The following is a 14002-nucleotide window of genomic DNA, read 5'->3' as shown; positions in this document are numbered from 1 at the left end:
CCACTCTTCGTGTAGGCAGTGGCAGTAGTGGACACTACAGCGCCATCTATCTCCAGGTCATATCCGGTAGCTCCGGTTACTGCGTTCCATTTCAGAGCTATCGCTACACTCGTTACGGAGTTAATAGTCAGTCCGCTAACCGAAGCAGGCAGTGTGCTTTGTGTCAAAATAGCTGTCCATGCACTTGTATTAGTGTCAGTCAGCGCACGTACGCGATATTTATGTGATGTTCCTGCGAGCAAGCTGCTATGTGTGTACGAAGGTTCATTCACTGTCGCTACGACCACGCCATCGGCTTCCACTTCATATTTGGTAGCGTCGGCGATTTCTGCCCATGTCAGGTTAATAGCCGTTTCTTCCGATGTGGCTTTCAACACTGGGGTGTTCAATTGCGTGGTTCCGCTGATCAAATCACTCCACGCCCCTACTCCTGCGGCATTCTTGGAGCGGACGCGGAAGGTATGATCTGTGTTTCCTACAAGACCACTCTTCGTATAGGCAGTGGCAGTAGTGGACACTACGGCGCCATCAATCTCCAGATCGTATCCGGTGGCCCCAGTTACTGCGTTCCATTTTAGTGCTATCGCCACATTCGTCACGGAGTTTACAGTCAGTCCGCTAACCGAAGCAGGCAGTGTGCTTTGTGTCAGAATGGCTGCCCATGCACTCGTGTTGGTGTCGGTCAACGCACGTACGCGATATTTATGTGCTGTTCCTGCAAGCAAGCTGCTGTGCGTGTATGAAGGATCGTTCACTGCCGCTACTACCACACCATCGGCTTCTACTTCATATTTTGTAGCGTCGGCGATTTCTGCCCATGTCAGATTAATAGCCGTCTCTTCCGATGTAGCTTTCAATACAGGCGTGTTCAATTGCGTGGTTCTGCTAATCAAATCACTCCATGTCCCTACTCCTGCGGCATTCTTGGAACGAATGCGGAAAGTGTGCTCTGTGTTTGCTGCCAGACCACTCTTCGTGTAGGCAACACCGGTAACAGCGACGACTGTACCATCGATCTCCAGGTCATATCCGGTAGCTCCGGATACAGCTGTCCATTTTAAAGCAATAGCCGTATTGGTTACAGAGTTCACTGTTAATCCTGTAACAGCACCTGGTAACGTATTTTGAGTCAGTACGGCTGTCCACGCACTTGTATTGGTATCTGTCAAAGCACGCACACGGTATTTATGTGCTGTAGCTGGCGTGAGTCCGGTATGCGTAAATGTCGGATCTGTAACAACACCAGCAATTACTCCATCAGCTTCCACTTCATATGAGGTAGCACCATCAATGGAAGGCCAGACAAGAATAATTTCTTGCTGCGAAGGGCTTGATTTCAGTACGGGCGTACTCAATTGAGTAGACACGGTTAACAGATCAGACCAACTGCCTGCCCCGCCTGTATTTTTAGGTCTTAACCGGAAAGTATGCTCTGTATTAGGAATGAGTCCTGTTTTGCTATATGTGGTACCCGTCACAGCGACGATGTTACCGTCAATCTCCAAATCGTAACCTGTCGCACCTTTTACAGCGGTCCAGGATAGAGCAACTTTATTAAATGTTGCTTCTGTTACTTTCAAACTACTGACGGAGTCTGGAACGACCAGTTGCGTTACTGTTTTACTCCAATCGCTCTCATTGTTGGAAGACAGAGCTTTTAGCGTATACGTATGACTTGAATTTGCCGCGAGACCCTCATGCTCATAAGAGGTCACATTGCCAAGCTCAATAGGCGCTTCATCATCAATCTTTAATTGGTAATGATCAGCCTGATCAACCGCATTCCATTGGATAATATTTCCACCTTCCTGGGAGCTTGCCGAAATCACCGGTTGTTGGAGTAAGGTTTTGATCTCATACATAGGACTCCAATCACTAGTACCTATTGAATTTAGAGCACGCACTCTGTAGGAATACAACGTATCAGGCAATAATGCATTGCTGCCAAAAGTTGCTCCATAGAAAGGCCCCTTAATGATTCCATTCTCCTCAACTTCATATTGCACAGCCTGCTGCACATGCTGCCATTTCAAGTTAACTGCACTTTCACTTTGTTTTCCTGTGATCCCAGCTGGAATAGCTGGCATGTTGTCAATCGTCACCGGGTCCACCAACTGTTTGGTAAAAGAGGCCGGTTCCGCTTTACGTGTATAATATGGGTTCAGTTCAGAATAGAAGTCCACGACCTCCCCCGTATCCGCATTAACAACCAAACTTAACTGCCTAACATCATAATTGTATACATCAACCGGTGTAAGCTGATCCAAAACATTATAGTTGGAGATAGTCCACTGCCCTACTTCCATGCCGGATTGTCTGTACGTCATCTCAGTGAAGTTCTCACGAACTTTACTTAAATCAATAAGAAATGCATTGTCGATCTGTCCACTATACTTGGATGTATACGATCCAAAGCTTATATTCGTAATATCACTGGTGAATCCCAAGATGGACTGCCTTCTTGTAAAAGAGTAACCTGTCGTTGAAATGTTGTAGGATCTAACCCAACTAAGATTGACATCCTTCTGGTTCACCTGTAATTTACCGTTGTTATTCGTCATTACATATTGATAGTCATTACTCGATGAGACAATTCCGTTACTCGTTGCGGCATGTGCCCGATTTCCCCCGTACACGCCAAACTGTCCGAATACCAGCATTAGCACTAGTAAACGGACGGTCCATAAGTAAAGCCCATTTTTTCTTTTTCCTGCAACCACCGTTGTTCTCCCCTTCAAAAGATATGTTGTGCCACTCCCTTTGCTGTCACCTATGGTGAACGGCAGAATTATCTATTCTACACGGTAGAACAAATTCCTCTTTTTTACATGTAAAAATATTCTTATTTAATATCTGTTAGCAATTTCGTTAAACAACTAAAATACAAATCATAAACATGCATATGAAAATCCAAAAAAATGATAACGCTATAAATATAGGAATATATATTCCCGTTTATAAAAAAGCTACTAATTATTGTCATCATGTAACTCGCTTCTCAAAATCAGACTATTATTATTAAGTAACTACCTATCTGCTCAAGCTATCTGTCCTAGTCAGGATCTGGCCAACGTCAGCGTGTAAATTTCAATTGGAAGGTTCATGGAAGATCCAGTGTTCAGGATTACCTGTCCACAAGCATCCAACGTACTGCCCGTTGTGTAAATATCATCGATCATTAGCAAGCGTAAGGGGGTTAATGGCCCTCTTTGTGCCCTTGATCTGCTATGCAAAGATATTTCCTCCCCACTAGCGTATGAAATTGTTTGCTGTGATTGCATGTCCTTTGGCTTGAGAAAAGAGGTTGCTTTATAGAGGTCAAACATCAGCTCCATTCCACCTGGCTGCATTGCAAACGCATCCTGCATGGTCTGAATGCGCTCGCCGCGTGTTTTGAAGCTTTGTTTGGTGGTGTTGATCCGACGCTGCAGCAGATCAACTACAGGCAGGCGGACGGCTCCGGCAAGTCCTGCTGCGAGCCGCTCGGCCTGGTTGAAGCCGCGCTCGGCAAGGCGTTCGTTGCTGACGGGCACATAGGTCACCGCGTCTGGCCGCCATCGCGGCTTGTTGTTTTGGAGCAGCGACTGGCGGTTTCGCGTCGCTGTTCCGGGATGAGCGTGTGTGTAGCACGCGTATGAGCTGTGGTGTTGCGAGCGTGTATGTGCGGGCGCAAACACGGCATGTGAGTGAACAGGCTCGCTGATTGATTGACGCGAGCCAAGTCGTTGAACGGGCGCGTGTGTTGTTCCGCGCCCGCCAGGTCGGTGAACGAGTGCGTTGGTTGACGCGCTCGAGTCAGGTGGATGCAAGCTGGCATCCACCTGGTAATGAGCAGGTGTGGCGGGATGAGCCACGGGGGCCAGGGTTTCTTTTCCCAAAACAGGGTTGAGTTCTTCACTCATTGCTTGGAATGCTTGAATAATAAGCGCAGTTAATAGCGGCGCATAGCGCTCATGCCCTCTGAATTTGTACATCCCAATCCACTCTTTCATAAGAGCGTTATACTGGACGGCGCTGCGGTTGCATATAAAAGAACGGTTTTGCATGTGTGTGCGGACGCAGTCCGGGCAGCCGATCCCCCGACCACAACGCAGACAGCGAATGGAACGAATCCATGGAATTTGTTGCACACAACGCTGACATATGCCTGGATAGACTGGAGATAGTAACGCTCGAGTACCACAGGTTAGACAAGTCGCTCCCGGTGGGGCGAACAAGCCATGCAGGCGATGGGTGAGATGTTGCAGATGGTCGGTTATATTAGTTAACCAGTTGGGCATCGAATATTAGCCTCCTTTCGTATTTATTGGTGTGATGGGGGATGGAGGTAGCCTTTGCGCCTTGCGATCGTGTTCATTTTTTGGATCTGTGCCACCGCTTTTACCTGAGAACGTGTACGACGGGAGGAGGCAAAGACGACCCTTCCTGCTGGATCATCCATAGATCGACCTGCTCTGCCCGCCATCTGTACCAGAGAAGCTTCGTCGAAGAGCCCGTTATCCGCATCCAAAATAAATACATCGCTGCGCGGAATGGTGACGCCCCGCTCCAAGATAGTGGTGGTCACGAGCAGACGGATCGACCGTTCACGAAAAGCAATAACTTTGCTCGCACGATCCGGATCTTGGGATGATGTTCCTTCGATATGGATTTGAGGAAATATGTGACGCATGAGCGTTACAAACGCCTCAATCTGAGCGATCCGTGTCACAAATACAAATACCTGAGCTTCTCGTTGCAAGGAAGTCTGAATACTCTTTTTAAGAGTAGCAGGTAGTTCGCGCTTCCGAATACATTCGGCGACTGTAGGCATCTTCAATAAACGTGGCACGGGTAAAGGATAGCGGTGGAAGCGCACCGGAACTCTGGCGTGATCGAGTTTCCCTTGCGCCGCTTCCCGCTGTAGCCGGGCTGGTGGCGTAGCAGACAAGTACATAAAATGGCCATCAGGCTTGCACGAGGACGCCGCCGCATGAGCCAGCATAGGATCATTATGGTAGGGAAATGCGTCGAGCTCATCGATGATGACCAGATCAAACGCCTGATAAAAACGCATTAACTGGTGCGTAGTCGCGAGTGTGAGCTGCGCGTCTTTCCAGCGCTCGGTGCTGCCTCCATATAGCGTAGCGAGCGAGATGTCGGGGAATGCTTTCGCCAGACGAGGAGCCAGCTCCAGCACGACGTCCCGGCGCGGCGTAGCAACAAGCGCACGTCCACCCCGCTCCAATATGTTTTGGAGCAGTGGGAAAATCATTTCTGTTTTGCCGGCCCCGGTCACGGCCCACAGCAAAAACCGCCCCGGCCCATCTCCTCCGGATGGCCGGGCCAAAAACGCCAGCGCCGCGGCAGCTGCCGCGCTCTGCGCCGGGCTCAACCCCCACCGGGCAAGTCCGCCCTCGGTGGGGACAACGGCCGTGCCACGCGATGCTTTGCTGCGTCGTGGCACGGCCCATGGCGCTGCGCTGCGCAGCAGCAGCGCACAGGTACGGCTGCGCCCCAACGCGAGGCAAGCCTCGCAGTAGGCGCACGCCGCTAGGCCGCAGGCAGCGCAGGGCACGCGCTGCCCGGCAAAGCTGCCGCATCGGCGGCAGCGGGGCGCGCTCTGCGCGCGGCCAAGCCACGCGAGGCGTTGCCGCCGCGTGGCAGGCCCTTCCAGGGCGGCTGTGATGCTCAGCCGCCCGCTCAGGTGCGCGAGCTGCGCAGCCGCGCGCCAAACCGAGGCAAGCTGCGGCACCGTGTCCGCCAGCAGCGCCTCTGCCTCGGCCGCCAGCAATTGGCGGCCGCGAAGCCGCTCAGCCAGCAGGGCTGCGCCCCGCTCCAGCTGAGCCCACTCCCCAGCGGGATACGGTTCTGGCATCCCGCCCACCTCAAGCCCCCTGCCAGCAGCACTCCCTGCATTGTGCCCAATCCCTATCCTATCCTCATATTCCCCAGAAACTCGCTCATACTCATCCATTTTCCGCTGCATATATGCCTGCCAGTGCTTCCCTCCCCACTGATCCATCCCTCGCTCCATCTCAAAATTCTCTACCAACCATGACGCCTTACTTAAAGGCAGCTCTCTTCCTAGTATCAACCAACGCAACACCTGCTGTCCGCTCACACCCTCAAGCCACCACGCCACATCCACCCGGATATTCAGGGACAGCATCATCTTCCATTCTTCTCTCACCCGGCACACATATAATCCAACCTTCATCTGCTCTCCTCCCTCTTCTCCCCTGTTTCCAAACGCAAAAAAAGCACACGCCAACCGACTATTCGTCGGAGCATGTGCTTCATGTCCTTATTCCATTCTGTGATCCATTTTCTTTTAGTATATCTATTGAATTGCTGCATTACAAACGTTGCAATTCCAAATAAAAAATGGCTATTTCCCTACTCTTATGATGGGTTGTTGACCAGGGGCTGTCTCAATATAGATCGATTCACCTGGCTGCAGAACCTGTCCATTCACTTCAAAAGTAAACGTCGTCTCGGGTGAAGTGCCATATATATCAGGGACTTCGTCATCTTCGTTATACTCATTCAGTGCATCTCTATTGATGATAAGATCAAGATCCTCCGAACTTGTTAGCTCACTTACGTTGTCCATATTTCCTTTGGCTACGATTGTACTTGAGTATAGACCTGCTACAAAGATCAATAATATCAAAAACATCCATTATTTGATGCGTATTTGCTCCATTATTTCTCCCTAATTAACTTCTTTACTTTGTTCTGCAATGCCCGTTCCTTATAAAATATGATTCTCTGTCTATTTCAAATAATTATATGGTTTACTATACCATTGGTCAATGTACGCATAAACGCATAAACGCATAAACCCATTTTACCAATTCTACTAATAACGATATTCTTTCTTTATCATGCGAAACTTTTTCCAATCCGCGCAGTCTATACTTTTAACTTAAGAGTTCTGAATTCGAAAAGGTTCATTCTTCACCTCAACAAGCCTCCAAAGGCTCAATAACCATAGATTGCATAAAAACCCATATTTAATTTAACAGCAAGCTTGGCTACAATGACAAAAAAAGACTACAGCATACGCTGTAATCTTTAACCTCGAACATTATGAACTCCAAGCTTATTTTGGCAAGCTGGCATGACTTCATTGAAAGTGCATTCTGACTGATGACTCGCTTTAGCCAGTCTGTCTCAGCAGCATCCACGTTTAATGAGTCCAACTGGTGCAAAAAAACATCTACTGCTTTGGATCACGCAAATCGATAAGACGAATCGCACGGTTCCCGGTCTGAGTTACCTGTTCCATATCGGAAGGGACAGCAGACAGGTAGGATAGCTCCATCCCTTGCCTATGCATAAGCTTTTCAATAATACGAACCGTTTCCGCTTCCGTACGATCAGCGACAACTGTCAATGTGAAGCTCTTTCCACGGTAAAATAATTCCCGGCAAAGCGCTCTTACAATGCCTTCAATCCGTTGCTCCTGATTGGAAGGAATGAGCATAATCTGCTCGTATCCTTCGGGATCCGGATGGGAAAGATAGCGCTGGTGCATGGCATGAACGCCCATTGCCGCCAGGAAGTATATGAGCAGAATCATAGTCAGATGAGCAACCATGGCAACTGCACCTCCTCGGAAGGTCATGCTCACCCATGGCGAACATCCCTGTATACAGCAGTATATGCCGCTCTTTCCGAAGGGTTACACTTGCAATTCCAAATGCTCATATTCATTCTGATCGACACCGGACGAAGAAGACAGGCCAGGTCGTTCACTCATTCATGCCGAAACTTGAACCTAAGTTTCGCATAACTTCACGCTTTGCTCATTTGCAGTAGTAAAGTCCATTAACCCGCTAACCAGTCCAGCATTCTGGAACGGGCGCGAGTAAACAGAATATCCTATGATCTCGTAAGGTTATACTGTGTAGTACTACAATGATATTAGAGCGTTACCCAACCATATTTAATTGAATTGATAACGGCTTGGGTACGGTCGTCCACTTCCATTTTCTGCAGAATACTGCTGACATGGTTTTTTACTGTTTTCTCACTGATAAAGAGGAACTCACCAATCATTTTATTGCTCTTGCCTTCTGCCATCAGACGCAGAACTTCAGCTTCACGACGAGTCAGCGGATTATTGTCGCCAGCGACAAATTTGACGCCTGCTTCTTTTGAAGCTCCTTCGCTCATTGCCCCTGTTTCGTTAAGGTACGTCATCCGACGCAACTGCATGATCAGTTTGCCAGTTACTTTAGGGTGGATGAATGCATGCCCTTCATGAACGGAACGAATCGCATTAATCAGGGACTCGGCCTCCATATCTTTCAGCAGGTATCCATTAGCGCCTTTACGCAGCGTCTCGAACACATAACTCTCATCATCATGAATAGACAGGATAATGACTTTGACATCCGGGAACAGCTCACGCAATTTCTCCGTCGCTTCAACCCCATTTTCAACAGGCATGTTGATATCCATCAATACAATATCCGGTTTCTCCTGGTTACAGAATTCGAGCACCTGAATCCCATCGCCACATTCGCCGATGACCTCAATGTCGTCCTCCATATTTAAAATGCGCTTCAGACCTTCACGGAACAGCTGATGATCATCAGCCAAAAGAACTTTAATCGATGTCTTGCCAGTATCACGGTTTTCCATCCTGCTACTCCTTTCCCTTATCCACGTTTGTCGGGATATGAATCACTATTTTGGTTCCTTGATTTTCCGCGGATTCGATCTCTATTCTTCCTTCTAGCAGTTCAACCCGCTCTCTCATCCCAATCAGACCGAAGTGGGTATGATCCTTGCTCTTCTTCGCAAGAAGCTCCGGTTTGAACCCAAGCCCATTGTCCTGCACGACAATTTTGACGAGCTGAGCCTGGTATGTAATTTCCACCACAACATAAGTGGGATAAGCATGCTTTGCAGCATTGGACAGACCTTCCTGCACGAGGCGGTAGATCGCAGCCTCCATCGCGGAAGACAACCGGTGTTCCTTGCCTCTCGTTTCAAAAAGCGAGCGGATTTTTGTTTTTTCTTCAAAATCCTGCACGTACTTCCGAAGCGTTGGAATCAATCCCAGGTCATCCAGTGCCATAGGACGCAAATTGAAAATAACTTTTCTCATTTCTCCAAGACTCGAACGAACCTGGCCTTTCAAATCTACTATTTCGGCCTGGACCATCTTAAAATCCTGCTTTATGAGCATTCTTTCTACAATTTCCGTCCTAAGTACTAGATTTGCGAGCATCTGCGCAGGACCGTCATGGATCTCACGAGCAATACGCTTCCGCTCTTCTTCCTGGGCCAAAATTATTTTCAAACCTATCATTTGTCGATTTTTGGCGGATTCAATGATGCGGGTCACTTGACCCAGCTCACCCGACAGATACTCCAGCACAACCCCCATCTGGGAGCCGATCGTCTCGGCGCGCTCTACCGAAGCTTCCACATTTTTGGCACGCTTCTGCAGATCATCCCGACGGGCCTTCAGATACATTTCCTTCTCACGATAAATCATCAGATCCAGCTGTAACTGCGTCGCTTTCTCATACGCCTGTTTGATATCATGCTCGGAATAACGGACAAAGTCACGGCTAACCTCGGTCAGCCGAATCCGGGAGCGGCGGTAGTTGAGCTCCAATTGATCTACTTTCTCGATCGTTTCCGCCGTCTCCTTCAGAACCGACTTCAACTCCTCGTTCAGCGTTTTCAGCTCATTCCGAGTCGAGTCCATAATCTCAAACATTTGATATTTACTGTTTTCCATGACTTGTATGGCGTTTTTTATGACGCGGTCTATGGCATCGGCTTGTAAATCCACGTTTGTTCGACTCCATTTCTATCGTTTCCGGTATATATCATACCATATCACGATGAGATGGTAACGGTCTTCGTGTTCTGTTCCCATTTTACAGTCAGTCCAAGCTGCTCCGAAACGAGTCTGAGAGGGACTAAAGTCCTACCACCAGATACGTATGGTGCTACTGTAGCGCTTTGTCTTTTGCCATTAATGATGAATTCTTTCTGGCCAACAACCAGGTCAATCAGCTTGCCGCCACGTACAACAGTAATCCGTTGATTTTTGCTATCCCAGCTCGCCTGCCCTCCAAAAGCGTCCAGCACATGCTTGATGGGCACATACGTTGTTCCATTTTTCAATACCGGTGCCGCATCAATTGCCTTTTTCGTTCCATTAACGGTCATGGATTTCTGTCCAAGCACCAGCGAAGCTGTTCCTGTAGGCAATCCCACTTCACTGGACTTCGATGGCATGGTGAAAGCAATGTTGTCAAAAGCAACCGTTCCTGTCATCGCACGCTCATCCTGGCCTTCTTCCACGTTCACCACATAGACCCGTTTCAGCTTCGCCGGATAGGCCATATTCAACCCATTTAGGTCCACAGTGAGCTTTTTCCAACCATCCCAATCAATGGCCTTGGCGAGATCAGCATATACAGTTTTGCCATTGGCATCGGTAAATTCGGCACGCAGCCAGTTCAGGCTCTTATCTCCCATCACATCAATTGACATGGATGTCGCTGTTGCAGATACCTCTTTGCCGGTGGAACCGTTCAATTGGGCATAAGCATACATTTTACCTGTTCCTGCGGTCATGTCATAGCTTAGCTGCAACACCTTAGAGCCCGCTTTTTCACCTGTTCCTGCTGTTACGGAAGCCGATCCGGTTACACCTGGTGCGTTGGTCGTGAAGTTGATCGGATAGCTCACATTTTCGAAGTTCTCCCATATCGTTTCACTTCCTGCAGCGGAGAGAACAACTACCGTGCTATATCCGTCATAACGACCAATTGCATAACCTACTTCAGCGCCAGAGTCCACAGAAGATACGGTTAATTGGTCAGCAACTACTTTACCCTTGAAACCGATAAACTCCCATGTCAGCGAGTCAGCCGGAACCGTCACACTTTGCCCATTTTTCGTCTTCGCCGTTACCGGAATTGAAATTGTTGTGCCCGCCTGGAGCGATCCCAATCCAGATCCTGCTGTCAGCGAAGCCAGTTCACTGCCGCCCAGTACGGTAACTTTAATGGAGGATGAAGCGCCGTTACTCGTTGCCGTCAGTGTTGCTGTGCCTGGCTTCACGGCTTTGATCGTTCCGTTGCTTACACTCACGATACCGTTGTTGCTGGATTTCCACGTCATCTTGATATCGCCTGTCGCAATCGGGTTGTAGTACGTGTCATATCCTTTGGCTGTGTACTTGCCCTCTTGCCCTACCAGCAACGTTTGGCTGCCACTCACGGCAAAGCCCTTCAGCTTGCCTTCCGGTGCCGTAGAGAACACCCCCAGCGTGTTTACGACCTGACGCTGCTCTGTACCGTACTCCGTGTTGAACGTAAGCCCTGCTGTCTCCTCGCCGAGTGGACGAGTTACCATCGTTGTGGAGCCGCCTCCGTCCAGGTTCATGCCCTTCCATACACCAATGCTAGTCATGAAGGATTGCAGTTCAGTCAGCGACATACCGCTGCTGTTACTGTTTTTCTCCGCTGCAACGATGTAGACATACCGACCATCCTGAGAGTAACCGACTGCTGTTCTCGCACGAATGCCACCAATACCGGAAGCAGCAATATCGCGGGAAAATGTAGCCGCCTTGCCGCCATTCACCAGAATAGTGTGACCACCGATCATCATCTCCAGGTTGCTTGGATCAACGGTTTCCCCACTTGTTTTGGCTTTCAGTTTGTAATCCGCATTCAGCGTCTGCCCCACTGTGAGATGGGTCATAATCCAGGTCGCTGCCGTTCCATGCGCGCGCAAAATATACCCATCCTTTGGCACCGTCATGTCCAACGCCTTTTTATCAGAAATCTGGGTAATCACGCCGTTCTGCACAAGTACCTCGGTTGGTGTTGTGGAGGGATCATTCGGCCGTTTCGTGGATGTCCACGCCGGTGTATAAATATACATTGAATTGGCATGACTGTATTTGACCGAACTCGATTCGACCGTGTAATCCTCTTTATTTATCCCACGCAAAGGGAAGGTTGAACCATCGTCTGCTCTCACGGTGCCATCGAATGAATACTCATCAATCATCGGTTTGCCATCCTTGGTTACAGTGAGGGCATACATGCCCGACAGTTCCGATGGAGTGGATACGAGGACCCCGTCCGAGACCTGTCCACCAATTGGAGCGAGCTCACCAGATACATTGAAATAATCGCCGTTCACGGCAGCTACTGCACCGTTTTCTTTGGCCATGCTACCCGTGCTTTGTTTACTGTTCAGATTGCCACCCTTGCCTGTCATGACGTCCAGCTTCACATATGGATTTTGCAAATCCACTTGAATGACGTCTGCCAGTACGTTTACCTTCGCGCCAGAACGTGTTGTTGTATAGTTATATTTCATCAACTTCGCACCCGAAGTCAGAATTTCTTCACTCAGTTTGCTTGTCGTTGTAGATGCCGCAGCAGCTACCGATTGCCAAGAAGTGCCTGACCACACCTGCTGTCCCGCTCCCAGAACCGGAGCAATCCAGATGACACCTGCCAGTGTTACCATCGCCCATTTCTTTGCCTGATTACCCTTAACGTCATTCAGCCGTTTCCCTTGTTTCCCCAACATGTTTGAAACGTCTCTCCCATCTTGTATATCAATCTTAGAGATCACGATCTCTGCCACGTGGCAGCAGATAGCGAGATCTCTAGTATACTCTTCTATTAATAGACTGCTTTTTGTGGAAAAAGTTACGCCAATAGCTAACTTTGAGGGTATTCTTGGCAAAAAAAGAACCCACATATGGAGTTAACTATCCGTACATGGGAATATACCGGTATATTCGTATTAATCAGATTCTAAATCTAACTCTGGGAAATGAATCTCGGTTAACGTTCGATTGGTATCCTCATCGTTCGCACTAATGTCATTATCATAACTATAATTCCAGTGCCCATTGGCGTAATCGAGGTAGATCAGCGCCTCATATATAGAACGGTTCTGCTCTATCTTCTCTGAAAAGTAGCTCCATTCCAAGGTGGCATGAACAACAGCTTGCTTCTCCCCTAGAAACACAACTCGTTCATTGGATATACGATACGTAGTGTCTCCATACTCAAAAGAAGCTCTTGTAATGTGCTCCCAGGTTCTCCATTCATCAACAGTATCTGCGTTCATTCGTTCAATATCAAATGGCGAAGTATACTTATACGTTAAATCAAAATCTTCCTGATTATATGCTCTATAATATGTCTTTAAGTCAGATAGGACACTTTGTTGCTCATCATTAAAATTCTCTTTTATTATACTTACAGATTTATCGATATCTTCTGGAAGCGTAGTATTACGGGAAAGATATCGATCCTGAAGTATTTTCCACTGATTGTTCTCCTTTATAATTCGAAACACGACCTCATGTTGGTCATTTATTACCTGATTATTATGAATATAAGTAACGTACAATAATGCCTGGTTCGCAGATTCGTATGTAATGCTTGTTATATCAACATTATAGATTCGATCCGGAATTTCACTCTCTGGGAGTGTAATCTTACTGTCCGTCAAATAGGATCTCTGTATATGATCTGAAGCAAGTAGTTTTACAGTAAAAGCTCTATCATACGTTGTTATCAAATCAAGTATCTCTTTCTCTTGACCATACCCATACTGCAGCATCCACGCCGTATTCGACTTTTTATCATAATTAACCGAGTGCTTAGTTAACCAGGCGGCATAGCGGATAGGTAAATAGAATTTACCATTGATTTGAATGCCTGGTTTTTGTAATTCGTAATAATCTCCTGATCCACTAATGTAGCCGTCATTCGGTAGGAAAGTGAATGTCGACGCTCCAATAGTGGCTGTAATCTCTCGATCCTCCACTGAATAATTCACCTGATGCCCCATGACTTGGATAAACTCAGAGTCCCAAAATCAAGAATATACATAGCAACTTTCTGATCATAAAAACATCTTCTATCAATAGATTTTGCCTATTAACTCACATAGCAAAAAGCGGAAAACAATCAGATGGACTTATTATTCTGATCGCTTTCCGCTT

The 14002-nt window shown here is 47.8% G+C and carries 9 protein-coding genes; all 9 read right to left on the bottom strand.

Annotated features, from left to right (window positions below):
- A partial coding sequence (locus ACFTRD_RS23630) for a fibronectin type III domain-containing protein (RefSeq protein WP_379384281.1) occupies nucleotides 1-2720 on the bottom strand: 2720 nt, incomplete at its 3' end.
- Nucleotides 2721-3056: 336 nt separating this feature from the next.
- The gene (locus ACFTRD_RS23625; protein ID WP_379384279.1) at nucleotides 3057-3974 is read right to left on the bottom strand and encodes a ComF family protein; all 918 of its coding nucleotides are present in this window, start codon (nucleotides 3972-3974) and stop codon (nucleotides 3057-3059) included.
- 329 nt (nucleotides 3975-4303) lie between these two features.
- A complete protein-coding gene (locus ACFTRD_RS23620; protein WP_379384277.1) occupies nucleotides 4304-6199 on the bottom strand; it encodes a helicase-related protein in 1896 nt (631 codons plus the stop codon).
- 171 nt (nucleotides 6200-6370) lie between these two features.
- Nucleotides 6371-6646 (bottom strand): hypothetical protein, encoded by a 276-nt coding sequence (locus tag ACFTRD_RS23615; protein ID WP_379384275.1) that lies wholly within the window; start codon nucleotides 6644-6646, stop codon nucleotides 6371-6373.
- 558 nt (nucleotides 6647-7204) lie between these two features.
- The gene (locus tag ACFTRD_RS23610) at nucleotides 7205-7585 is read right to left on the bottom strand and encodes a hypothetical protein (RefSeq protein ID WP_379384273.1); all 381 of its coding nucleotides are present in this window, start codon (nucleotides 7583-7585) and stop codon (nucleotides 7205-7207) included.
- Between the two features lie 326 nt (nucleotides 7586-7911).
- On the bottom strand, nucleotides 7912-8634 hold the full coding sequence (locus ACFTRD_RS23605; protein ID WP_062321765.1) for a response regulator transcription factor: 723 nt from the start codon (nucleotides 8632-8634) through the stop codon (nucleotides 7912-7914).
- Between the two features lie 4 nt (nucleotides 8635-8638).
- A complete protein-coding gene (locus ACFTRD_RS23600) occupies nucleotides 8639-9799 on the bottom strand; it encodes a sensor histidine kinase (RefSeq protein WP_024631628.1) in 1161 nt (386 codons plus the stop codon).
- Nucleotides 9800-9846: 47 nt separating this feature from the next.
- On the bottom strand, nucleotides 9847-12570 hold the full coding sequence (locus ACFTRD_RS23595) for a stalk domain-containing protein (protein WP_379384270.1): 2724 nt from the start codon (nucleotides 12568-12570) through the stop codon (nucleotides 9847-9849).
- Between the two features lie 219 nt (nucleotides 12571-12789).
- The gene (locus ACFTRD_RS23590) at nucleotides 12790-13824 is read right to left on the bottom strand and encodes a hypothetical protein (RefSeq protein WP_379384268.1); all 1035 of its coding nucleotides are present in this window, start codon (nucleotides 13822-13824) and stop codon (nucleotides 12790-12792) included.
- Between the last annotated feature and the right edge of the window lie 178 nt (nucleotides 13825-14002).

Origin of the sequence: Paenibacillus sp. NPDC056933, assembly GCF_042674385.1 — a bacterium.
GTDB lineage: Bacteria > Bacillota > Bacilli > Paenibacillales > Paenibacillaceae > Paenibacillus.
Note: the sequence above shows the minus strand (reverse complement) of the source record. Positions and strands in the feature narration are given on the sequence as shown.